Origin of the sequence: Qipengyuania sp. (genome assembly GCF_042095715.1) — a bacterium.
Classification (GTDB): Bacteria; Pseudomonadota; Alphaproteobacteria; order Sphingomonadales; family Sphingomonadaceae; genus Qipengyuania.
Genome location: NZ_JBELMO010000022.1, coordinates 1 through 20538, shown reverse-complemented (window position 1 = coordinate 20538; position 20538 = coordinate 1). Strand labels below are relative to the sequence as shown.

Below are 20538 nucleotides of genomic sequence, written 5' to 3'. Positions count from 1 at the left end.
TGCTTGTCCTTGTCAGGCGACACCCAGCTGGCGCGCCATCTCCTGGTGGAAGGCGAAAGCAGCGCTATCGCCGTGACTGTGTCCGCCGGACTCGCTCCGGAGCAGATGCGACAGGCCCTTGCCCGCGATCGCGGTGGCCTCGCTTTTCGGGAAGCCTGCCTCGCGCAGGAACTCCTCGAATTCGGGTAGCGAGGGCAGGCCGCCCTCGCGAATGCTTTTGACGCCGCTCACTAGCGCGCGGTCATTCGCGCCCAGCGACACGACCGACACCTCCACTAGCTGTAGCTCCTTCAGCCGCACAACCTGTTCGGTTTCGTCGTCCTCCGCCTTCACGACGCGATAGCCGATGGAGAGGCCGTCGATGTCGACCGCCTTGAGAAGTGCATAGGCTTCGCGGCCCTGCTGGACGTTCATGTTGAGCTGGCCCTCGACCTTCAGGCCGGTGTCGTCCTCTTCCATGCTCAGCCACTTGCCGATCGGACGGCCTGGATCGTGCTGCCAGAACAGCTTCGGCATGGACTTGCGGCGACGATGGTCGGCCAAGGTGCGCTTGAACGCCCCGGGCATAACGATGTCGCCATAGCTGTCGGTGTTGCCGAACACGGAACCGTAGCCGGAAAAGACACCGTCCTCACCGAATTCCTTCAGCTCGAGTACCGGCGCACCCGCTTTGGTCTTCACTGGGCACCTCCATTGATCGCATCGCTCAGCGGTACGTCCTGCATCTGGACCATCGCGACGTCGCCGCCTGGGATCGGCGGCAGGTTCTCGAGTCGGCGCGCCTCGTTTCGGGTCATCAACCCCAAGCGCACCATGATCTGGTAAAAGGCCGCTCGCCCGGCGCTATCTCCGCGCAGCAAGCCCTCCAAGTTGAATTCGATGGTCACGCCCTGCTGCCGCTCTTCGCGGGTCAGCAGCTGCTTCATCAGCGCGCGTTCCATCCGGCGGAGGCGCTTGCGCAGCGTGAACTTGATGAAGCCGAGGACGTCGACTTCCTTGCCGGTGCCCCAGTTGCTGGACTTGTCGCCATAGCCGACCATGGCGGGCGGCACGCCGAAGATCCGGCAGATTTCCTCGCCGTCGAACTTCCGCGTTTCGAGCAGCTGGACGTCCTCGGGACTGAGCGAGAGGGCATCCCATTTCAAGCCGCCATCCAGCAGCATGGGCCGCCCGGTGTTCATCGCACCCTGGAATTTATCCTGCAGCAACTCTTCGAGTTCGGCGCGCTGGACCTTGTCTAGCCTTGCGTCCACCGACAGCACGCCGCTCGGCCGGGCCCCATTCTGGAACATTGCCGATGCGGTTGCACCGCTTGCCATGGCTCCGCCGAAGGTTCGCGAGCAAACCGATAGGGTCGAAGCTCCCTTAAGCCTGTCTCCCCCGAAGCCGCGTATGTGCAGGACTTGGTCCTGGGCTCGGCTCTGGCGAACCCCTTCCTCTACCCATTCATAGATCCGCGCGCCTCGGTCGCCGCGGCGAACGGTCATCCCGATGGGCGACACCGGCGTCAGAGCGGCTATGCGCCCGCCGTTGCGCGAGATATCGGCATAGCCGTTTCCCTGCAGCTCGATCGATGCTGCGATGAACTCCCAGAAATCGTAATCGGTATCGTCGAAGTTCGGATCTAGTTTCAAAATCCAATAAAGGGGATGGTCCCGCGCTTCGCTGCGCACCCCATCAATCGTCCTATAGATCGTAGGCGAAAGGCTGGCGATCGTGCCGGCGATAAGGTTCACGCACGAAAAAGTTGCCGAGAGGCCCAGGGGGTTGCCGCATTTCGCATCGTTGTATTCGGCCACGGTCACCCGGTTAGTGGTGAAGTTGTCGCGATCGTGGAAGGAAGGGCGACCGGTGTCCGGCGTCCACTCCGCGCCCTTCTTACCTCCCCGCTGTTTGGAGCGGCGCGCTTCCGCGTGCGCAGCCTGAGCCGACAGTCGATAGCCGGTCACGCAGCGCGCATTCCTGCTATCCAATCGTCATCAGATAGGCCGCTCCCGCCCGCCTCAGGCGAGCGCTCCATCATCTTCGCGGCGTTGAACAGCGCGATGACCGGATCGATCTTCGCCTTGCCCGCCGCCTGCTTGGTGATCACGACTGAATTGCCCTTCTGTTCGGCCTTCGCGTTCGAGACGCACCAGGCCATCATCTTGCTGCCGCCATGGGTAAGCTGGCCGCTCCACAGCTTGCGCTGTACGGCGTAGATCAGCCCGGTGAGGCGGAAGCCCTGGCTCACGCTCCACACCGCATTCTCGACCGGAATATCTCTTTCCTTCAGCGCATCGAGCAGCGTGCCTAGGCCCGCCGCGTCGACGCCAAGCGCGCCTTCCTCGGGCATCAGCCCGCGGCCCCAAACCTCCGCGATCAGATCGGCAATCTGCTCGATATCGAAATCGCCGGATCCGTCGCTGTCGCTGCCCGGCTCGCCCCAGATCACCAGATCGCCGTCGGCAGCGAAATCCTTGAGCGCCGGTGCGATCTCCTTGCGTAGATCCAGCGCGGTGTAGTGCACCCAAGCGCGAAACCACCCGATCCATTCGCCGCTCGCGCGGTCGCGCCCGAGCAGGCACAAGCCTGAAAGGTCGTCGTCCCCGCCGCCATCGAACCCGGCAACCACCACTTCCGAGCGGCCAAGGAACGCTTCGAGGTCGAGCAGCTCGCTCTCGACGCTCTTGTCCCACACATCCGCGCCCCGCCACCGATCGCGCCGCAATCGCAGCCCGATCTCGACATTGAGGTGCTTGGCGAGGAAGATCTGCAGACCCTCGCCGTCGCCGCGCTGTTCCTTGATCAGTTCGCCTTCGAGCCAGCTCTTAGTCACCGACCGGCCGAGGTGCGGGTTGGTGACATGGAAGTTTGCGGGATCGAGATAGCTCTGATCCTCCAGCATCTCCGCCGGCCATTCGTACAGCACGCCCAGCGACGTCGGATCGTCGATCTCGCCGTCGCGCACGTCACGGAAATACTGCAGCTTCGCTTTGAACACGCCCGCCGGAGGTTCGTCGGAATGCGTCGAGATGTAGAGGACGAACCCTTCTTCTCTCGCCGACAAACCGCCGATCGCCTCGCGCAACATCGCCGCGCTCTTTGGCTTTTTCCCGAAGAGCCAGAGCTCCTCGATCAGGACCATCCCGGCCTTCTTGCCCGCGGAGGTGTCGCTGTCCGCCGCGATGATCTTCAGCTCGGCCTTGGTGACCCGGTGCCGGATCAGGCGCTGATGCTCGACGACGTGCAGCAGCGTTTGCAGCTCGGGGTCGGCATCGACCATGCCCTTGGCCGGGTCGAAGCTGTTCTTGGCGACTTCCAGCGTCGGCGCGATGATCAGCAGCTCGGCGGTGTGGCGCCAATTGACGATCAGCGCCGTGAGCATGATGCCCGCGGCAATTGTCGACTTGCCGTTCTTCTTGCTGATCAGGAGCATGAACTCCCGGATCAGCCTTCGGCCAGTCCGCGAATCGTATGCCCCGAAGATCGCCGCGACCAAGTCGAGCACGTCCTGGTCGACGATCTCGCCGAGCGTCGGGTAGGTCCCGTCCGCCTTCATCGGCATGTCGGTAACCTGCAGTGCGCAGAACACGCCGAGCGCGTCTGCCGCCTGGTCGGGGAAGAGCGGTGCGATCGGCACCAGGCTCTCGCCCGCTACGATCCGCTTTTCCCAATCCGGGCAGGCGGTCGACCACTTCATGTGCGAACCCGAAGGGTCAGTTTACCAGCTGGCTCGGGGGCAGGCGCGGTTCGAACCGCCCCGTCACTCCCGCCGCCGCAATCTTCTGTTCTTCCTTCTTGCCGACCGGCTTTGACCTGGCCTTCGCTTTCGGCGCGGGCGCCCGCACCTCGTGCTGATCGCGGAGCCGCAGCTTCTCGATCCGCTTGTCCAGTTCCTTGTTCGCCGCGACGCTGCCGGCCTCCGCCTGCTCGACCAGCAGCTCAAGCCCGCGCATCTCCATCTTGAGCCGGGCAGTCTTCCTCTGGTGGAGCTCGGAAGAATAATGCTCGCGCAGCGTCGGGACCGAGATTCCGATGGAGACTGCGGCGTCCTTGACCGTCAGGCCGCGCACGAAGCACAGCAGCACCCGGTTTCGCGTCGCGCGGGTCGGCACATGCGCCGGCCTTCCACGCCCTTCACGCGGCGGCAGACAGGGGTCGCCAAACAGGTCGACCTCCAAATTCTCACCATCCGCCAAAAAAAATCTCCGAATGAGAGGGGCGGCGGTTCCCCGCTCGCGCCCGTCCCCAACTTTCACCCACCCCCCCCGTTACCGCAGCCCGCCGCGCCTCTGCTTGGCCCGCTCGGTCTTCGCCTGATGCTCAGAGAACGTGCGCCACACCGTGTTCGCCGGGTCGAGCCGATCTCCGCCATCCTTGATCTCGCGATCGTGGTCGAGGATCAGCCGCTCGCCCTTCTTGGCCCGTGCCTTCGCCGCGAAGTAGTCCGCATCCAGCATCCGCGCCGCGCGCAGCGCCCGCCATTCCTTGGAGAGGTAGAACTTGTCCGCCATCTTGGGCGAGGGCCTGATCCGCGAAGGGGCCGGAGCGATCCGTCCCGGCGCCGACGTCAGCCGTGCCATGGTCGCATCGCTCCGGATAGTCGGGAGAGGAAGGGTGCCGGGCGACGTACCTTTGCGCGGTCGGCGCGGCATCAACAGGGGGTCGAACCGCCACACCCATCGCCCAGCATGGCGAGCCATAAGCCGGAAAGGGTGAGGAAACGAACACCCAAAAATTCCCAACTGAATTTGCAGCAATTTTTTCGTGAAGTCCGTGCGATGGGATGATCTCGGCGATCGATCCCCGCTTTCCACAAGCAGAAACCCGGGGTTTCGCGGTGGGCCACTTGCGCCGGGGTTTCGCGGCCATCAGAATGCGACTCGGTGCTTCCCAAAGGGCGGCACCCGCGAGGGGCGCCGCCCTAAGCGATTACAAAACCGGAGGTCTTGATCTCGGGGTACAGGTTGCAACTGCACGTGTGTTACAGCGCGTGTTACCCCCGAAGGTCAAGCCTCCAATTTCACAGGAAGGCTAAGACTATGAATACCAACCTGAACTCTCAGCTGAAGCATGTCGCGTTCAATTACGATTGCCACCTGGGCTATGACTACGACCCCCTCTACGCGGAACTTTCCCGAATGCGGGCGCAGCATGTCAGACAGTCGTATTGGGTGTTCCTGAACACGACGGACGCGCAGGCAATCGGTCGCCGGCTGCAGCCATTCTTCGGGCCGCGCGACAGTTTTGAACTGCGTATCTGTTCCGACCCCGTCTATGAGCATCCGGCATCTGCGCGTTACGTTCCGCAGACGCCACATGGCACGATCCTCGGTGAAGCAGCCCTTGCGTTTGCTGATCCTGACCGGGGCGGCAGTGTCTTTGGCGGCGCACTAGGTGGAGGGGCCCAACCAGCCAATCCCCTCAAGAGAGGATTGCTGGCGAACAGCCTCAATGCTCTCGACAGCAGCGCCTGGCCAACCAAACGATAACACGGCAGGGGGCGCGTCACGCGGCGCGTCCCCTCACCGCCCCGCGTTCATCGCCTTGGCCAGCTTCGCAATCGCCCGCTCATACCGCATCCTGAGCGCATCCCCGTCCGTCACGCGGCACGCCCGGACACCCCCAATCGCCCTTCGTCGATCCGCATCCGCCGTTGGTGGCACGCCCGATTGACCGCCGCACGGCCCTCTCTATTCGCGCGCCACCCCGCACATCGCGTGGGTTTGTAAATGAGGGAAAATCATGAAGACGATTTTGGTTGGGATCACCGCCGCCGCCGCGCTCGCCGCGCCGGTCGCAGCACAGGAAACGGCCACCGTGGGCGGCCTGCGGGCAGAGCTTCGCGCAGGCTACGACAACCCGGTTCTGAACCTGGAATACGATGACGGCACTGACAGTTTTGACGAGAGCGAGGGCACCAGCGGCCTCGCCGTGGGCGCAGAGGTCGGCTATGATCTTCCGCTCGGCGGTGCGATCGTCGGGGCCTACGCCGGTCTCGAATTCGCCACCACCGAATATTGCGACGAGCTCTTCGGCGATGACGAGGTGTGCGCCAAGGCCGGTCGCAACATCACGCTCGGCGTGCGCGCGGGCGGCATGGTTGGCTCCAACGCGCTGCTCTATGTGAAGGGCGGCTATTCCAACGGCCGCATCTCGGCCTCTTACGAGGACGGCACCGACAGCTTCGACGAGGGCGAGAACCTCGATGGTTTCCACCTCGGCGCGGGCGCGGAAGTCGGCCTCAGCGGCTCGACCTACGGCAAGCTGGAATACGTCTACACCAATTACGATGGCTTCGATTACGACGATGGCGATCTGGCCTTCGGCGCCGATCTGAAGCGTCACCAGGTCATGGTAGGCTTCGGCGTCCGCTTCTGACCACACCCGGACGCCGGAGAAGGCCCGGAGGAGCGATCCCCCGGGCCTTTTTCATGTCCTTTTTAGTGAGGCGGCAGGGGGAGCGTCACGCAGCGCGTCCCCTCACCGCCACCGTCATCGCCTTGGCCAGCTTCGCAATCGCCCGCTCATACCGCATCCTGAGCGCATCCCCATCCGGCACGCGCTCCCCCGGAAACCGCCGCTGCAGATCGGCGCGCACATCCGCCCAGCGAAACCCGCCCGTCCGTTCCGGCCACCGCTTCATCACGATCACCCGGCCCACCAGCGCGCGGTGCTGCTCGGGAATAGCCATCGCCAGCGCATCCTCGCCCAGCAGCATCGCATCCACCCGCGCCATGTCGCGCGCCGACAGCCGCCGTCGCGGGTCCGGCCGGTCCGGATAGTCGCTCTGCTCGATCCGCAGCACTTGCGGCATGCTCGACTTGCGCCCCGCCATCAGGAACCCGCGCTCCTTGTCCGGCAGCACCCCCAGCATCTCCACCGCCTCGCCCAGCGCCTCTTCCGCCTGATCCCATGTCACGATATCCTCGCGCCTTGCGGCGCTGCGGGCGCCCGGTCGGGCTTGCGGACCCTCCACCGGGTCCGAAGACCCCGGAAACACCGCCTTCACATCCTTTGCGAATTTCTGGACCACCGGCACGCCGGCATCGCCCACCGCACGGATGGCCTCCGCCAGCTTGCTCTCACCACTCATGACCATATTTCCAATCCTCCATCCGCCGGAGCCTTACGCTCCATTTCCAAAACCGCCTGAAACACCTGCCCATTCAATTGCTTACCTCCATTGTCTTCCATCCATTGGAAGAAATGGAGGAATGGAGCATAATATCGCACCACCCCCGCGCGCCCGCGCCCGCACACACGAAGGGGCAGGGGATTTGCCTCCAATCCTCCACATGCGCGCAAATCCGCCGAAAACCGGCTCCACTTGCAGTTCCAATTGGCTCCAAACCCGCCCCGATGGAGGAAACAAGCGCGGTTTCATCAGTCGAAGTCGTCCGGATATCCGTCCGCAGAGGCGTTTGCCGCCTCCACCCGCCCTTCGTCGGCGGCGGTCCACACCCCGTCCTTCACGTTGTCCAGCGTCACCGCCGGCTGCAGGCCGATCCACCACGAACCGTTGCTGTGCTTGTCCTTGAACCGCTTGCCCGCAATCTCCTTGGCGAAGGCCCGTTCCGCCATTTCATAAGCGCCCGTCTGGTGGCACCATGCCTGGTACAGTTCGAACAGATCGCCTTTGCGCACCCGCCACGGCCGCGCGCGGCTATCCTCGCCCACCTCGCACGTCTGGCGCAGGAAGCGGCCGATGGTGTCCGAATCGTCGCGATATTCGCTTGTCGCCAGGCGCACGTCTTCCGGCTCGATCAGCCCGTGTTTCTTCCAGTCGATCAGGCCGCGCATCAGCCAGGCGAAGATGCCCGCCCTTTCGGCCAGCAGCTTGTCCTTCAGCGCCTTGTCGCGCATCTGCGGCGGGATATTCGCCTCCCACGGCACCAGCTGCATCCGTCGCCAGATGCCGTCGCTGGTATCCTTGATCACCGGCTTGTTGTTGCCGCTGATGGTGATCTTGAAGTCGGGGAAGAAGGTGAAGAACCCCTTGTTCAGATGCCGCGCATCCACCGGGTCTTCGCCGGTGAGCTCTTTCACCAGGCCCTCGTCCAGCACCGCGCCCTTGCTGGGTTCGCTCACGCGCAGGAACCGCACACCGGGCAGCTTGGCGATCGCGGGCGTGGCCTGATCGCCGCTCTTCTTGCCCTGGTCCAGCAGGGACTGGATCTTCACCGTGCCCGCGTAATCGCCAGCGATCCGCGCGATCGTCTCCACCCAGGTGCCCTTGCCGTTGCTGCCCCCGCCATAGAAGAACGCCAGCTTCTGCTCCCCGGTGAACCCGGTCAGCGACAGGCCGCCCCATTGCGCCAGGAACCGGCGCATTTCCGGCTTGGGCTGCACCACGGCCAGGAAATCCTCGTACACCGGCGATCGCGCGCCCTCGCGATATTCCACATCGGCCAGCTTGGTGATGAAGTCGTCGCGGTCGTGCGGATACAGCACCATGCACCACGGCGTGTGCCATTCGCTCTTGGATTCTCGCGATTCCGGCCCGGCATCGCCGGGCTGCAAGGCCGACCGGCCGTCCGGAGCGCCCGAAGAACCTTTGGGCGCGGAGGAAGCCAAGGCGGACGGAGGTCCGCCGCCCGGCGCTTGAGGGTCCTCTGACCAAACGCGTTTGCGCCGGCGCCGCTCCATGCGGAGCGTGCCGTTGAGGACATTGATCGCCATCCGCTCGCGGTCGAAATCCTCGACCCGCGCCACCAGCGCCCCCATGCTCTTGGCCAGCGCACCGGCGGCGGCGATCTTGCCCGCCGCTTCGGAGCTTCGCGCCCATTCGGCCAGCTTGTCCGAATACATGACCGGCACATTGCGTTTGAAATCGACCACGAAATCCATCTTCGCGGCGTGTTCGCGCTCGAACGCGGCCAGCGCTTCGCCTGCCAGCCCGTGCGGCCTCTCGGGGCGCTCGCCACTGGCGCGCACCAGCTGCGCCTCGTTCTTGATCGCACGCATGGTGGAGAAGATGGCCTGCATCACTTCGGGCGGCAGCTGCTTGGGCTCCTCGCCCAGCAGCAGCCAGCGCCGCCCGTCCCAGCGAAACCAGCCCATCTCCGCGCAGAATCGGAAATCCTGCCCGTGCCGATGCACGAACCTCTCCGCATTGCCCAGATCGGTCATCGGAAACCGCGCACACACCCGGTCCAGCCCGTCATCGGCTTGCGGGCGAAGGGGGACTACTTTTCGGGAGAGTTGTTGGCCTACTCCTTCGGTGCTTGAGGCCTTTGCCCCTGCACCCCCTTCATGGTCGTCAGGCCGCACCGCTCCATCCGGAGCCGAGCCAGAGCCTCCCCCCGCGGGGTCGGGGGCCGTGTCGTCGGGAGCGGATGCCATTATCCGGCCGCCGTGTCGCGAATGGAGCGATCCCAGAGCATCGCAGCAGTGGCGCGATCAGAGAAGTTGTCTTCCACTTCCGGTCCTTGTCGACCGCAGCCGAAAGTACCGCCACCGGGAATCCGTTGGCCGGTCGGGCAGCAATACCAACTTGTCACGTAATCCTCGCCACTTTGAGCGCAGGCGAACCTTGGCCAGCGTCCGCATAGGCAGCGTTCGCGAGGTCCATCAGCCATCACATTCCCCCTGCATCATGCCAGGCCAGCGCACTGGCCGCGCGGGGCGGGGCGCCTGCGCCCGCCGGCACCGCCTTCGTCGTCGGCCGCGCCTCGATCACCACGGGGAGCAGCGCCTCGGTCAGCGGCCCTTCGATCGCCAACACCCGGCGATACAGCACCAGCACGCTTTCGCTTTCGTGCCGTCCCGCGCTCGATCCCTCGGCCATGTCGGCCTCGATCATCTTCACCACCGCATCGATCTGCGGCAGGCGCAGCCCCGCCATCTTCGCCAGCTCGCGCGCGAACCGGCGTTCCTCGCGGATCGGCTCCATCGCCGCGCGTTCCTCGGCGCGCAGATGCAGCAGCCGCTGCACCACCGCGATCAACCGCCGCTCGCTGTCGTCCTCGCTTTCCGGCCAGCGATAGTCGCCGTCTTCCGCTGGCACCGTCGTCGCCAGCGCCTGGTCCCGACCGGCAGGCTCTTTCGCGGACACAAGCCGCTCGTACCGCGCGCGCCAGGCGGCCAGATATTCGCCGCGCAACTCCTCGTGCGCGATCCGTCCCGCCATTTCGGACAATGCGTCCCACACCGCCGCACGGTCCTCGGGGGATGAATCCGCGTCGATCCCCTCCGCCACGCAGCCGAACAGAAACGCATCGAGCGCCAGCGCCTCCTTCACAATCGCCTCGATCGCCGCAGCCCCACCGGCCCGTGCAACATCGTCGGGATCCTGCCCCCTTGGCAGCAGCGCCACCTTCAGCGTGCGATCGGGCGCGATGCCGGGCAGGGCGCGCTCACACGCCCGCCGCGCGGCCTTGCGCCCCGCCGCATCGCCGTCGAACATCAGCACCGGCGCCCGGGTCAGCCGCCACAGCCGGGTCAGCTGCGCCTCGGTCAGCGCGGTGCCCATCGGCGCCACCGCCTCGGCGATTCCCACGCCTGCCAGCGCGATCACGTCGAATTGCCCCTCCACCACCAGCGCCCGCTTGCTGGCTCGGATGGCGGGCGCGGCGCGGTGCAGGTTGAACAGCAACCGCCCCTTGTCGAATATCTCGCTATCGGGCGAATTGACGTATTTAGCCACGTCCTCCCGGCCACCCGGCGTCACCCTCGCGCTGAAGCCGACTATCCGGCCGCGCGCATCGTGCACCGGCACGGTGATGCGCCCGGTAAAGCGCGGCCCGCGTCGCCCCTCCCGTTCCCACAGCAATCCCGCCGCCAGCCCGTCCGCATCGCTGATCCCGGCGCGGTCCAGATAGCCGCCGCCATCGGGTGCCAGCCCCAGCCCGAACGTCTCCGCCAGATGCTGGTCCACGCCGCGTCGCTGCAGATAAAGCTGCACGCTGCCCACGCGCCCCAGCTGCGCCGCGAACACCGCCTGCGCCGCCTCCAGCGCGGGCCGCACCCCGGCCACCCGCGCCGCCTTCGCCTGTTCGGCCGTGCTGCGCGCCGGCATCGCCAGCCCGGCGTTCTCGGCCAGCGTCTTCACCGCGTCGAGGAAGTCCAGCCCTTCGATCTCGGTCAGCCACCGGATCGGCCCGGCATGGAAGCCGCAGCCGAAGCAATGCGCGAATCCCTTCTCATCGTTCACCGTGAAGCTGGGCGTCTTTTCCTGATGGACCGGACAACACGCCTTCCACTCGCGCCCGTTGCGGGTCAGCTTGACCCGCGCGGAAACCAGCCCCGACATGCTCGTCCGCGCCTCGACCTCATCGAGGAAGGATTGCAGGATCATCGCACAGCCTCCGCTGGCCGAACGACCGAGTTCGCCTTGGACTCGCAGGATGCGTCTTGTTGAGACGGGATTCTAGATGTGTATTTAGCTCGGCTCCTTTTCTCAGGAGCTCGCAGATGTATTGCCGATTCGCCGCTCGTTCCCGCGCCAACCGCCTTCACCGCTTGCGCGGCACACCGCCCGGATACAGAACACCGTTCGTGATCGACCATCCAGACCCCGCCGAAACCTTCCGCATGAGGCTGCGCGCGCTGCTGGACGAGTTCTACGCGGCCGGCAGCGATGAAGAGCGCCAGGCCATCGCCGCGCGCATCCTCGCGCACAGGCAAACCGCGCCCGAAGCGCCGCCGCCGCTCACCGGCACAACAGCCGATCTCGCGGATCTGCTGAAAAACGCCGCCCGCCCTCACTGATCGCCTCCGATCCCGAACAGCACCGCCAGTTCCGGATCCGCACCCACCGGCAGCACCAGCGGCCGCGCCGCCGCGCGCGCCGCCACAAGTTCAGCCACCAACGGCAACCGCCGCGCACACCGCTCCCGAAACCCGCGCGCCTTCATGCCGCCATCCACTCGCGGCGCAGCGCGTTCGCCAAGCGCCGCGATCCTTCGCGCATCATCCGGTCGTTGGCGCGCTCTTCCAGAACGTCGCGTTCGTTGCCCTCTTCCTCTTCGCTCACGAGCATGTCCGGGATGATGACGACCGGGCATTCCGCCGGGGCGCCATCCGTCCCGATCGGCACCGGCGGCCCGTACGGCGCCTTTCCCCGCGCCAGCGCATCGGTGCGCGCGCGATAATCGGCGTCCGCGGCGCGGAATGCCTCGCACCGCCGCTCGCCATAGATCAGCGTGGAATGATCGCCCCGGCCGAAGATCTTGGCGATCTGCGGCCAGCTCAGCGACGGGAAGCGGCGTCGGAAAACCCAATACCCGGCCTGCCGGGCGCGGGACAACGGGCGATGCCGGCTCTTCCCGATCAGCGCCTGGGCATCCAGACCGAAAGCCTCCGCGATGTCGCGCACGCAGATGCGGTGCGCCATCGTCGGCTCCCAGTTGGCAAGATGAACGGGGGCGCTCATTGTGCCTGCCATCCCAGCCCTGCGCGGATATCACGCCAGAGCGAATATCCGCGCTGAAGACCGCAGCCGATCTTTCCCGCCGCCGCCTGCACGCTCGCGCCTTGGGCGACTTCCTCGGCCAGCAGATCGCGCCACTGGGCGGCGGTGCGGCCCCGCCGGTCGCGCCAATGGATGACGCCGCCACCCTTCGGGGTTCCGGTCGATTGCCCGGTCGAAACCAGCGTCACGACACGCGACCTCTGGAATCGCTTCACCGTGATAAGCCCTTTGCGCTCCAGATCCTTGATCCGGGCGATGACGATACCCGCACCCCTGTCCACCTGGTCGGAGAAATCAGAATTGGTGGGGCAAGGCGCACCATCATGCGCGGCGCGTTCGATGATCGCATAGATCTGTCGCTCGAGCGGGGTGAGATGGGTCAGCGCGCTCATGCCGCGCTCCGCAGGATGTCGCCTGATGCAGGCAGGATCACCGTGCGGTCGATCGTGACCATGCCCGCGGCCTCAAGGAAGTTGAATGCCCGCGACAGGGCCTCCGGCTCGCATTCCAGCTCAGTCGCCAGCGCCTCGTCACAGGGCAGGGGCGACTGCTCGCGCGCCAGCGAACGAAGCCGCGCGTAAAGGCGGCCGGACAGATCGAGAGCGTGCGTCATCAGACCGCCTCCTCGGCTGTCGGACGCGATGCGGCCGCTTGGGCCTCGCCCTCGTGCATCCCGCCGCGGATCTCATCGATCAGCACGTCGAGCTGCCGCATCTGCACGCGCGCGCCGTCGGCAAACTCCGGGCTCTTGCGCGCCACCAGCTCGCAATTGGCGCGGCGGCGGGCGAGATAGGCGAGCACGTCGCTTCGCTCCGTCTGTGCGCTGCGCAGATCGATTTGCTCGCTCATCGCGGTTCCCCTGTCGATTTGCCTGTTTCGGTTATCGTCACCACCCGCCGGTCGGCGGGATCACCCGGTACGGCGCGCGCGCTGATCCATCCGCCTTCCACCAGCTTGCTCATCCGGTATCGCGCCTGCTCCCGGTCATCCCAGCCAAGCCGCCGCGCCAGCGCGCCATTGCTGGGGCAGGCCGCGCCCGCCTCGGCCAGCTGGATCAGAAGCAGGAACAGCTGCCCCTCGGGCGTCTGCCGGAAATCGGGGGTCAGGCGGGGCAGATCGGTGGGGCTCTGCGCCAGGTGGTCGGGCATCCGCAGCACGCAGCGCGCCCGCCCTTCGCCATTGCCATGCGGCACCAGCTGGACCCGGCCCGCCTCGCTCAGCCGCGCCATGGCCTGCACCACGGGCTGCTCGGGATCGAGCACGTCCGCGATGGCGACAATAAACGTCTCCCCCGGCGCCGCCCTCGCCGCCCACGCCTCAAGGTGCGCCGGATCGGAATAACAGGCGAGCGCGGCGGGCATCAGGCGCGACCGCCTTGGGGAACTCCGCGCAGGCGATCGGCCTGATCGACAATGTCGCAAAGCACAGGCTGCAAACCGCGGATTAAATCGGCGAGGGCCAGCGTCTCCTGATGATCCCGCCTACCATCCTTCAATGCATCGCAGAACACTGTGACCAGTCCGGACAGGCCGGAAATCGTCGCCATGTCGTTGGCGGCCATCGTTTCAAGGCGCGGCGGGCGGGCTCGCCCGAACAGGGCGAACACCTCGTCCAGCGCGGTTTCGTCGAAAGCGAGACTGGCGAGCGCGGTGTGAAGCTCCGGAACCGTTTCGCTCACCAGGGCGCGGTCGATCGTTTTGACGCTGGCCGAAATGGTATCGGCCATTGCTCCCTTGCCCCGGCGCGACGCACGCGCCCACCCCACCGCCAGTGCGGCAGAAACGTCCGCCTTCGATGGCAGATCGGGACGGACCTGTCCGTCAGCCATTGGCTACACCGGAGGAATGAGGGGATGGAACGCTCACTGCCGAAACGGGGAAGCCGCCGATATCGCTGGCGTAAGAAAGGGCCTCTTGCGCAATCACGCCTTCCGGCCAGTTCGCCGGGTCCGCGAACCATCCCGCGAACTGTTCAAGTTTCGCGTCGGTGATCGTCATGCCGCCGGCATACTGGTCCAGCGTCTTGCCGGTGCCTGTGACTTTGGTCGAAAGCGAGCCGAGCGTTTTGCCGGTGGCGTCGCACCAGGCATTCGCGGCTGCCAACAGCCGGCGGCGAAGGAATGGGGATGCGGATGAATCCATGCGGCGCATATGCGGGACATATCCCGCACCTGTCAACGGGTTTTATCCCGCTCGATATTTCCCCGCGTTTACGGGATAATTCCCGCGTGGCTTCAGATACCTTCTCTGATCGCGTCGAAGCGCTTCTTGCCGAGCGAGACATGTCGGCGCGCGAACTCTCGCTTCGGATTTCGGGCAAGCCGGACCTTATCCGCGATGCGCGCCGCCGCGGGCATGCACCAAACGCGGAGAACACCCTCAAGATCGCTCAGGAACTGGGCACCACCGTCGAATATCTTCTCGGCGAGGCGTCCAACCCCGCTCAGGTCGGAAGCGATGTGCAGGTCGGAGAACCGATCGCCCGCTGGAGAGGCTCCGAACTTGCCGGACTCGGCATTCCCCTGATGGGCACCGGCGATTGCGCCGATGTCGAACTCTGCACCGAGAGCGGAGAGATGGTCGCGATCGAGCGATCGAGCTTCGACGATGAATTCCCCATCCGCATGATCACCCGCCCGCCGGCGCTGCGCGACGCGCGCGATATCTACGCGATCTATTTTCAGGGGGAGAGCATGATTCCCCGCTTCGAACCAGGCGAGTTGGGGCTGGTGGATCCGCGCCGACCTGCTCGCACAGGCGAATACGTTCTGGTTCAACTGACCGATGGTGAGGAAGAAATCGTCCAGTCGGTGCTCGTGAAGCGTCTGGTCCGCCAGAATGCGCGCGAGGTGGTGCTCGAACAGTTCAACCCGCCCGCCGTCTTCACCGTGCCCAAGACCCGCGTTGCCCGGATCCATCGGATCCTGCCGCAGACCGATCTGCTGTTCGGCTAGATCTTCGCCAATAGCTCGGCTTTCTTGGTGGCGAATTCGCTGTCCGAGATGGCACCTGCATCTCTCAGCGAAGCAAGCCGCTCGAGCTGCTCGATGGCGGACATCTCGCCAGCGGCTTCCTTTTTCGGTTTCGCGTCGTGTCGCAGGCGCTGAAGCTGATCGGCAAAGGCCTGTCCGAAGTCTTTGTCGGCTGTCTTCAAGGTCATGTGATCGCCGGAGATATGCAGCACCATCCTGAACCACAGCATGCCGCGTTGGGTTTCGACTGAGGTAATCTGTGCCAGCGGCCAGGCTTCGAAGCGTGTCGAGGTCAGGCCCTTGCGAATGAATGCGACCCGCTGATTGGTAAGGACGGCAGCCCCCTCGAACCCCTGATCGTCCCGAACGGCCTTGGTCCAGACGACAATGCTCTCTCCGTCCAGCATTCGCTCGGCGCGGAATGACGCAAGGTGCTTGTTCTCGTTTGCCACGGTCGGCCCTCCCGACTTGAAACCTACCGGAAGAAAGCGGGCAGGGCGAACGGGACATATCCCGCATTATCTCTTGACGCGGGATAAATCCCGCATCTATGTGCGGGACGTCGCAACGGAGATTCCCGCATGCTCGCTGTCCCTACAGACTTCCCCCATCCCGGCAGCCGCGCCTTCGTGAAGGGCACGGCGGAGCCGGTCACTATCATCCGCCACAACCGGGACCCGGATCGCACCGCACTGGTCCGCCGCGATCCCCGCGCCCGCGAACGCGCCAGTCGCGACGCCAGCGGCAACCGCACCGAACTCCTCGCCAACCTCTGCGCCACCGAGGACGAAGCCGCAGGCCTCAAGCAGCGCAGCGATAGGCCGACCAAAACCCAGCCAGCGCCCAAAGCCAGACGCCGCCGCAGCGCGGGGAAGGGGAAGGCGTGACTTCCTGCGCCACCGTCGCCGCGCAGGAATACCGCCGCCGCAAGGCCTCGATCGACGCCGCGGTCGCGGCAGGCCGCTTCGCGCGCGTCGATGGAGAGCGGGTGCTGGCCAACTGGCTCGCCATCGCGCTTTCCGCCGGCGCCACGCCCGAACAATGCGGGGGCGCGCCCCACGCATGGCAGCAGGAGATCGGCCTGGCCGACATCTTCGCCCGTCATGTGCTGCTGCAGGAAGGCCCGGCAGCGCACGTCTGGCACGCCGAGCTCGCCCGCGCCCGCGACAAAGCTCGCGAAAAACTCCACGCCCGCCCCGGCGATGCCGACGCGATCCGCCGCTACCTGACCCTCCAGAACCTGTCCGACTGGCTGCTTCCCGGTCCCCCCTCCTCGTCAGAGGAGGGGGGACCGGGGGTGGTGTCGCAAGAAAGGCTGGCGGCATGATCGCATCAGCCACCCCTTATGCCCCGCTCGCAGTCCTCGTCGCCACCACGCTGTATGCGCTGGCCGACAGCGCCCTGCGCTTCCGCGCTGCCTTCCGGAGATACCGTCATGCGTGACCACTGGCCGAACCACCCCGAATGGTCCCAGCGCGAGGGCGAAGCAATCGCCGCCGCCGAACGCCGCACCACCCGCCGCCTCGCCATCGGCCTTGCCGCGCTGTCTGCCGTCGCACTCTTTGCGGTGTTGCTGTGAAAGGTCTGATCGTCGACAACTTCGCCGGCGGCGGCGGCGCATCCACCGGTCTGGAGCGCGCCCTCGGCCGCTCCGTCGACGTTGCGATCAATCACGATCCCGAAGCGGTCGCCATGCACGTCGCCAATCATCCCGACACCCGCCATTTCTGCCAGTCGATCATGGCGATCGATCCGCAGGACGCTTGCACCGTGAACGGGACGGTCGCGAAGGTCCGGCTCGCCTGGTTCTCGCCCGACTGCAAGCATCACTCGAAGGCGAAGGGAGGCAAGCCTCGCGAGAAGAACATTCGCGATCTAGCCTGGGTGGTCGTTCACTGGCCCGAACGGCTCGGGCCGAACGCGCCCGACGTCATCATGCTCGAAAACGTCGAGGAATTCCGAAAGTGGGGCCCGCTCGACGAGCATGGGCAGCCGATCAAGGAGCGCCAGGGCGAGGAGTTCGACCTGTGGGTGAGGAGGCTGAAGCGCTGCGGATACAAGGTCGAATGGCGTGAACTGATCGCCGCGGATTACGGCGCGCCCACCACGCGCAAGCGCCTTTACCTCATCGCGCGGCGCGACGGACAGCCTATCGCGTGGCCGAAGGCTACCCACGGCAAACGCGGGACCGAAGCGGTGGAGAGCGGCGACCTTCTGCCATGGCGAAGCGCGGCGGAATGCATCGACTGGTCTCTACCCTGTCCGTCGATCTTCGAGCGCAAGCGCCCGCTGAAGCCCAACACGTTGCGCAGGATCGCGCACGGCACCATGCGCTATGTCGTCAACGCGGCGCGCCCGTTCATCGTCGCGACCGACTTCCCGAACACGCGCGCAAGCCGAATATTCGATCCCGAGGATCCACTGCGCACGCAGACCGCGCAGCCGAGCTTCGGGGTGGTCGTCCCGCACGTCACTAAGTTTCGCGGTGGCGCGATCGGCAGCGATGCGGGCGAGCCGATGCCCACCGTTACCGCCAACGGCACCCCGCAACGCCCCGCCGGTGCGCAGCCGCTGGCGCTGGCCAGCGCATCCATGGTTCCCGTCACACACGCAGGCGGTGAACATCGCGCCTACGCTCCCGACGCTCCATTCCCCACCGTTACTGGAGCAAATCGCGGTGAGATTGCCCTAGCTGGCGCATCCCTGGTGCAGATGGGTTATGGCGAGCGCAAGGGCCAGGCTCCACGGGCGCTCGACGCGGAAACCCCGCTGGGAACGGTCGTAGCGGGTGGAGCCAAGCACGGCCTTGCGGTCGCGCACATGGAGAAGTTTAGCGAGAACAGCCGGGGCAGACCCGTCGATGCTCCGCTCGATGCCGTGATGGCAGGCGCGCCACGCCACGCGCAGGTCGCCACCTTCCTCTCGCAGTTCCGGGGCAGCAATCGCACCGGCAGCGGCGGCGATCTCCGCCAGCCCAGCAAGGCAGCGACCGCAGGTGGACAACATCAGGCCGTGGTCGCCGCTCACATCGAGCAGGCGAACGGCGGACCTCGCAACGGCAAACTCGCCGGCCGACCCGCGACCGCTCCGTTCTCGACCGTCACCGGCAGCGGCTCGCAACAGCGGATCGTGGAAACCACCCTTATCGTGGAAGGCGACCTGCCGCCCGAACTGATGATTAAAGCTACCCGCACCGCCGCATTTCTAGTAAAATACTACGGCAACGAGAACGACGGCCACGATCCAGACGAGCCACTCGGAACGGTAACCACCAAGGATCGCTTCGCCGTCGTGACTGTGACGATCGACAGCGCGCTTTACGTGATCGTCGACATCGGCATGCGAATGCTCACTCCCCGCGAGCTTGCCCGCGCACAAGGCTTTCCGGACGACTATGTTCTCGATCCGGTAGGCCCGAAGGGACGACCTCTGCCGAAAAGCGCGCAGATCCGCATGATCGGCAACAGCGTATGTCCCGACGTCGCTGCCGCACTGGTCCGTTCCAATCTGGTCGAAGCCAATCCCGAATCGGTTGTCGAGGCAGCATGACCGCCCACGCGCCCGCCAAGATCAGCGAATACGCCAGCGAAAGCGTGACGCGCAAGCTGGTCGAACGCGCGCGCGCTGCCGCTATCGAGCCGGCCGCCATCGTCTTCCTGCCCGGAGGCGAGGTCCGTATCCTCACCTCCGCCGCCTTCCCCGCCGCCCCGCGGGACGAGTTCGAGGCGCTGGAAGCCGCCGGCAAGCTGGGGTAAAAGGTGCCATGACGCACCCGCTCATTGAGAATATCGCTCGGACGCTCTGGCAGAACTCCCAGCTGAAGCCGTATCACCTGACGGACGCCGCGCCCGCCATGTCGGTCCCTGAGCCTCTCCCCGATTGGGAGCGGTTCATTCCGATCGCCCGTTCGGTCCTCGTGGGAATGACTGTTTTTCTGGAAGAGAGCGAGGATTCCGAATCGGATGCTACGGGCGCGATGCTTTCCATGATCGATGTGGCGCTGAAGGTCTCCTGACATGCCCCGCGCCGCCGGTGTCCACATCGTCCGCTCCGCCCGCGCGGGCAAGCCGGTCCGCTGGTACATCTATGCCTGGCGCGGCAAGGGCGCCCCGCTGATTCGCACCGTCGAACAGGCCAGCAAGCCCGCGCTCACCGCCGAAGACATGGCCGCGATCGGCGCCGCCCTCTCCGATCGCACCGCCCCAGATTCGACCGTGGGCGGCCTCTCCACCCGCTGGACCGCAAGCCGCGAATGGAAGGCCTTCGCCGCCTCCACGCGCGAGGAATGGTTTCGCCACCTGATTCGGCTCGAACGCAAGTTCGGCACCATCCCGCTCACCGTCTTCGGCGATCCGCGCATGACGGCCAAGCTGGTCAAATGGCGAGACGCCATGGCGGAAGAGAACGGCCCGCGCGCCGCAGACGAGACCATCAAGGTCACCGGCCTGATGCTGCGCTGGGGCGTGCTGCAGGGGTTGGTTGCCAGCAACACTGCCGCACCCGTGCCCGCGATCTACCGCGCCGCCGATCGCCAGGCGGTGATCTGGACGGCCGAGGATTGCGCCGCCTTCGATTCGGTGGCGCCGCAATATCTGGTCGACGCGCGCCGCCTCGCGGAATTCACCGGGCTGCGCCGCGCGGATCTGTGCCGTCTCGAATGGAAGCATTTGAGCGAAACCCACCTCGCCATGACCGCCGCGAAGAAAAGCCGCGGGCGGCGCCAGCGCGTGGTGATGCCGATCGTGCCCGGCCTGCGCGATCTGCTCGCCGAGCTGCGCGGCAGGAAGCGGAAGTCCGGTGTCGAAACCGTGCTGGTCGGCGCGAAGGGCGGGGCGCTGCAGCCGCGCACGCTGACCGCCCAGTTCATCAAGTATCGCGATCAGGCGAACGATGGCGCCGGCATCATCCACGCCGCCGAATTCGATGACGAATCGGACACGGCCAAGCACCTCCACGATCTGCGCGGCACCTTCGCCACCCGCCTGATGACGATACCCGGCGCCCCGCTGACCGATGAACAGATCGCCAGCGTGATGGGCTGGACGCGCGAAAAGGTCGCCGCGATCCGCAGAAGATACGTTGACGAAGCGGCGATTGTCGTGGCAATCGGAGCCCACATTGCGAAGGCCCAAACCGCCGCAATGTAAAACGAACTGTAAAACACCGCCCC

Annotated in this window: 27 protein-coding genes; 11 read left to right on the top strand and 16 right to left on the bottom strand. The window is 65.8% G+C overall.

The window, feature by feature from the left end; translation table 11 throughout:
- Window positions 1-12 precede the first annotated feature (12 nt).
- The 5 genes from ACFDTG_RS07465 to ACFDTG_RS07445 form a co-directional block, all read right to left on the bottom strand.
- Window positions 13-681 carry an HK97 family phage prohead protease gene (locus ACFDTG_RS07465; protein ID WP_375290400.1) on the bottom strand — a complete coding sequence of 223 codons (669 nt, stop codon included), beginning with the start codon at window positions 679-681 and terminating at the stop codon, window positions 13-15.
- The gene (locus ACFDTG_RS07460) at window positions 678-1949 is read right to left on the bottom strand and encodes a phage portal protein (RefSeq protein WP_375290398.1); all 1272 of its coding nucleotides are present in this window, start codon (window positions 1947-1949) and stop codon (window positions 678-680) included. The genes ACFDTG_RS07465 and ACFDTG_RS07460 overlap by 4 nt, the downstream gene beginning before the upstream one ends.
- Entirely contained in the window at window positions 1946-3682 is a 1737-nt protein-coding gene (locus ACFDTG_RS07455) for a terminase large subunit (RefSeq protein ID WP_375290397.1), read from the bottom strand. The genes ACFDTG_RS07460 and ACFDTG_RS07455 overlap by 4 nt, the downstream gene beginning before the upstream one ends.
- Window positions 3683-3698: 16 nt before the next feature.
- Window positions 3699-4097 carry a hypothetical protein gene (locus ACFDTG_RS07450; protein ID WP_375290396.1) on the bottom strand — a complete coding sequence of 133 codons (399 nt, stop codon included), beginning with the start codon at window positions 4095-4097 and terminating at the stop codon, window positions 3699-3701.
- A 156-nt stretch (window positions 4098-4253) separates the two neighbouring features.
- Window positions 4254-4565 carry a hypothetical protein gene (locus ACFDTG_RS07445; RefSeq protein WP_375290395.1) on the bottom strand — a complete coding sequence of 104 codons (312 nt, stop codon included), beginning with the start codon at window positions 4563-4565 and terminating at the stop codon, window positions 4254-4256.
- A 459-nt stretch (window positions 4566-5024) separates the two neighbouring features.
- Between ACFDTG_RS07445 and ACFDTG_RS07440 the strand changes: the two genes are divergently transcribed.
- Together ACFDTG_RS07440 and ACFDTG_RS07435 are read left to right on the top strand one after the other, a co-directional pair.
- Window positions 5025-5474, top strand: coding sequence for a hypothetical protein (locus tag ACFDTG_RS07440; protein ID WP_375290394.1), 450 nt, complete (start codon window positions 5025-5027; stop codon window positions 5472-5474).
- Window positions 5475-5727: 253 nt separating this feature from the next.
- Window positions 5728-6363, top strand: a complete 636-nt coding sequence (locus ACFDTG_RS07435; RefSeq protein ID WP_375290393.1) for an outer membrane protein — start codon at window positions 5728-5730, stop codon at window positions 6361-6363.
- Between the two features lie 85 nt (window positions 6364-6448).
- Here ACFDTG_RS07435 and ACFDTG_RS07430 read toward each other — a convergent pair whose 3' ends face one another.
- From ACFDTG_RS07430 to dnaG, 3 genes are all read right to left on the bottom strand, one after another.
- Window positions 6449-7078 (bottom strand): hypothetical protein, encoded by a 630-nt coding sequence (locus tag ACFDTG_RS07430; RefSeq protein WP_375290392.1) that lies wholly within the window; start codon window positions 7076-7078, stop codon window positions 6449-6451.
- Between the two features lie 290 nt (window positions 7079-7368).
- Window positions 7369-9114 (bottom strand): phage/plasmid primase, P4 family, encoded by a 1746-nt coding sequence (locus ACFDTG_RS07425; RefSeq protein ID WP_375290391.1) that lies wholly within the window; start codon window positions 9112-9114, stop codon window positions 7369-7371.
- 448 nt (window positions 9115-9562) lie between these two features.
- Complete coding sequence (gene dnaG / locus ACFDTG_RS07420) at window positions 9563-11281, bottom strand: DNA primase (protein ID WP_375290390.1); 1719 nt, start codon at window positions 11279-11281, stop codon at window positions 9563-9565.
- Between the two features lie 200 nt (window positions 11282-11481).
- Between dnaG and ACFDTG_RS07415 the strand changes: the two genes are divergently transcribed.
- Window positions 11482-11694 (top strand): hypothetical protein, encoded by a 213-nt coding sequence (locus ACFDTG_RS07415; protein WP_375290389.1) that lies wholly within the window; start codon window positions 11482-11484, stop codon window positions 11692-11694.
- 142 nt (window positions 11695-11836) lie between these two features.
- Here ACFDTG_RS07415 and ACFDTG_RS07410 read toward each other — a convergent pair whose 3' ends face one another.
- The 7 genes from ACFDTG_RS07410 to ACFDTG_RS07380 are packed head-to-tail and all read right to left on the bottom strand — an operon-like array spanning window position 11837 to window position 14538.
- Window positions 11837-12358, bottom strand: a complete 522-nt coding sequence (locus ACFDTG_RS07410) for a helix-turn-helix domain-containing protein (RefSeq protein WP_375290388.1) — start codon at window positions 12356-12358, stop codon at window positions 11837-11839.
- Window positions 12355-12789 (bottom strand): hypothetical protein, encoded by a 435-nt coding sequence (locus ACFDTG_RS07405; protein WP_375290387.1) that lies wholly within the window; start codon window positions 12787-12789, stop codon window positions 12355-12357. The genes ACFDTG_RS07410 and ACFDTG_RS07405 overlap by 4 nt, the downstream gene beginning before the upstream one ends.
- Entirely contained in the window at window positions 12786-13010 is a 225-nt protein-coding gene (locus ACFDTG_RS07400; RefSeq protein WP_375290386.1) for a hypothetical protein, read from the bottom strand. The genes ACFDTG_RS07405 and ACFDTG_RS07400 overlap by 4 nt, the downstream gene beginning before the upstream one ends.
- Window positions 13010-13246, bottom strand: coding sequence for a hypothetical protein (locus ACFDTG_RS07395; RefSeq protein ID WP_375290385.1), 237 nt, complete (start codon window positions 13244-13246; stop codon window positions 13010-13012). Before ACFDTG_RS07395 ends, ACFDTG_RS07400 begins: the two co-directional genes overlap by 1 nt.
- Window positions 13243-13758 carry a hypothetical protein gene (locus ACFDTG_RS07390; RefSeq protein WP_375290384.1) on the bottom strand — a complete coding sequence of 172 codons (516 nt, stop codon included), beginning with the start codon at window positions 13756-13758 and terminating at the stop codon, window positions 13243-13245. Before ACFDTG_RS07390 ends, ACFDTG_RS07395 begins: the two co-directional genes overlap by 4 nt.
- Complete coding sequence (locus ACFDTG_RS07385; RefSeq protein ID WP_375290383.1) at window positions 13758-14225, bottom strand: hypothetical protein; 468 nt, start codon at window positions 14223-14225, stop codon at window positions 13758-13760. The genes ACFDTG_RS07390 and ACFDTG_RS07385 overlap by 1 nt, the downstream gene beginning before the upstream one ends.
- Complete coding sequence (locus ACFDTG_RS07380) at window positions 14218-14538, bottom strand: hypothetical protein (RefSeq protein ID WP_375290382.1); 321 nt, start codon at window positions 14536-14538, stop codon at window positions 14218-14220. Before ACFDTG_RS07380 ends, ACFDTG_RS07385 begins: the two co-directional genes overlap by 8 nt.
- An 86-nt stretch (window positions 14539-14624) precedes the next feature.
- Here ACFDTG_RS07380 and ACFDTG_RS07375 point away from each other — a divergent pair, with 86 nt between their 5' ends.
- Window positions 14625-15350, top strand: coding sequence for a LexA family transcriptional regulator (locus ACFDTG_RS07375; RefSeq protein ID WP_375290381.1), 726 nt, complete (start codon window positions 14625-14627; stop codon window positions 15348-15350).
- On the opposite strand, the gene ACFDTG_RS07370 is transcribed toward ACFDTG_RS07375, so the two are convergent.
- Window positions 15347-15820, bottom strand: a complete 474-nt coding sequence (locus ACFDTG_RS07370) for an SHOCT domain-containing protein (RefSeq protein WP_375290380.1) — start codon at window positions 15818-15820, stop codon at window positions 15347-15349. The genes ACFDTG_RS07375 and ACFDTG_RS07370 overlap by 4 nt on opposite strands.
- A gap of 129 nt (window positions 15821-15949) precedes the next feature.
- On the opposite strand from ACFDTG_RS07370, the gene ACFDTG_RS07365 reads away from it, so the two are divergent.
- The 7 genes from ACFDTG_RS07365 to ACFDTG_RS07335 all read left to right on the top strand — a co-directional run bounded on the left by ACFDTG_RS07365 (window position 15950) and on the right by ACFDTG_RS07335 (window position 20515).
- Window positions 15950-16255 carry a hypothetical protein gene (locus ACFDTG_RS07365; RefSeq protein ID WP_375290379.1) on the top strand — a complete coding sequence of 102 codons (306 nt, stop codon included), beginning with the start codon at window positions 15950-15952 and terminating at the stop codon, window positions 16253-16255.
- Window positions 16252-16695: a hypothetical protein gene (locus ACFDTG_RS07360; RefSeq protein WP_375290378.1), complete on the top strand. Its 444-nt coding sequence runs from the start codon at window positions 16252-16254 to the stop codon at window positions 16693-16695. The genes ACFDTG_RS07365 and ACFDTG_RS07360 overlap by 4 nt, the downstream gene beginning before the upstream one ends.
- A gap of 108 nt (window positions 16696-16803) precedes the next feature.
- Window positions 16804-16947, top strand: a complete 144-nt coding sequence (locus ACFDTG_RS07355) for a hypothetical protein (protein WP_375290377.1) — start codon at window positions 16804-16806, stop codon at window positions 16945-16947.
- Window positions 16944-18917: a DNA cytosine methyltransferase gene (locus ACFDTG_RS07350; protein WP_375290376.1), complete on the top strand. Its 1974-nt coding sequence runs from the start codon at window positions 16944-16946 to the stop codon at window positions 18915-18917. Before ACFDTG_RS07355 ends, ACFDTG_RS07350 begins: the two co-directional genes overlap by 4 nt.
- Window positions 18914-19123: a hypothetical protein gene (locus ACFDTG_RS07345; protein ID WP_375290375.1), complete on the top strand. Its 210-nt coding sequence runs from the start codon at window positions 18914-18916 to the stop codon at window positions 19121-19123. The genes ACFDTG_RS07350 and ACFDTG_RS07345 overlap by 4 nt, the downstream gene beginning before the upstream one ends.
- Window positions 19124-19131: 8 nt before the next feature.
- On the top strand, window positions 19132-19383 hold the full coding sequence (locus ACFDTG_RS07340) for a hypothetical protein (RefSeq protein WP_375290374.1): 252 nt from the start codon (window positions 19132-19134) through the stop codon (window positions 19381-19383).
- Between the two features lies 1 nt (window position 19384).
- Window positions 19385-20515, top strand: a complete 1131-nt coding sequence (locus ACFDTG_RS07335) for a tyrosine-type recombinase/integrase (RefSeq protein ID WP_375290373.1) — start codon at window positions 19385-19387, stop codon at window positions 20513-20515.
- The last annotated feature ends 23 nt before the right edge of the window (window positions 20516-20538 follow it).

Excerpts from the sequence above, each read along its gene's own strand:
- ACFDTG_RS07455 (WP_375290397.1), bottom strand. The coding sequence starts at position 3,682 with ATGAAGTGGTCGACCGCCTGCCCGGATTGGGAAAAGCGGATCGTAGCG.
- ACFDTG_RS07445 (WP_375290395.1), bottom strand. The coding sequence starts at position 4,565 with ATGGCACGGCTGACGTCGGCGCCGGGACGGATCGCTCCGGCCCCTTCG.
- ACFDTG_RS07440 (WP_375290394.1), top strand. The coding sequence starts at position 5,025 with ATGAATACCAACCTGAACTCTCAGCTGAAGCATGTCGCGTTCAATTAC.
- ACFDTG_RS07435 (WP_375290393.1), top strand. The coding sequence starts at position 5,728 with ATGAAGACGATTTTGGTTGGGATCACCGCCGCCGCCGCGCTCGCCGCG.
- ACFDTG_RS07430 (WP_375290392.1), bottom strand. The coding sequence starts at position 7,078 with ATGAGTGGTGAGAGCAAGCTGGCGGAGGCCATCCGTGCGGTGGGCGAT.
- ACFDTG_RS07425 (WP_375290391.1), bottom strand. The coding sequence starts at position 9,114 with ATGACCGATCTGGGCAATGCGGAGAGGTTCGTGCATCGGCACGGGCAG.
- dnaG (WP_375290390.1), bottom strand. The coding sequence starts at position 11,281 with ATGATCCTGCAATCCTTCCTCGATGAGGTCGAGGCGCGGACGAGCATG.
- ACFDTG_RS07410 (WP_375290388.1), bottom strand. The coding sequence starts at position 12,358 with ATGAGCGCCCCCGTTCATCTTGCCAACTGGGAGCCGACGATGGCGCAC.
- ACFDTG_RS07405 (WP_375290387.1), bottom strand. The coding sequence starts at position 12,789 with ATGAGCGCGCTGACCCATCTCACCCCGCTCGAGCGACAGATCTATGCG.
- ACFDTG_RS07400 (WP_375290386.1), bottom strand. The coding sequence starts at position 13,010 with ATGACGCACGCTCTCGATCTGTCCGGCCGCCTTTACGCGCGGCTTCGT.
- ACFDTG_RS07395 (WP_375290385.1), bottom strand. The coding sequence starts at position 13,246 with ATGAGCGAGCAAATCGATCTGCGCAGCGCACAGACGGAGCGAAGCGAC.
- ACFDTG_RS07390 (WP_375290384.1), bottom strand. The coding sequence starts at position 13,758 with ATGCCCGCCGCGCTCGCCTGTTATTCCGATCCGGCGCACCTTGAGGCG.
- ACFDTG_RS07385 (WP_375290383.1), bottom strand. The coding sequence starts at position 14,225 with ATGGCTGACGGACAGGTCCGTCCCGATCTGCCATCGAAGGCGGACGTT.
- ACFDTG_RS07380 (WP_375290382.1), bottom strand. The coding sequence starts at position 14,538 with ATGGATTCATCCGCATCCCCATTCCTTCGCCGCCGGCTGTTGGCAGCC.
- ACFDTG_RS07365 (WP_375290379.1), top strand. The coding sequence starts at position 15,950 with ATGCTCGCTGTCCCTACAGACTTCCCCCATCCCGGCAGCCGCGCCTTC.
- ACFDTG_RS07355 (WP_375290377.1), top strand. The coding sequence starts at position 16,804 with ATGCGTGACCACTGGCCGAACCACCCCGAATGGTCCCAGCGCGAGGGC.
- ACFDTG_RS07345 (WP_375290375.1), top strand. The coding sequence starts at position 18,914 with ATGACCGCCCACGCGCCCGCCAAGATCAGCGAATACGCCAGCGAAAGC.
- ACFDTG_RS07340 (WP_375290374.1), top strand. The coding sequence starts at position 19,132 with ATGACGCACCCGCTCATTGAGAATATCGCTCGGACGCTCTGGCAGAAC.
- ACFDTG_RS07335 (WP_375290373.1), top strand. The coding sequence starts at position 19,385 with ATGCCCCGCGCCGCCGGTGTCCACATCGTCCGCTCCGCCCGCGCGGGC.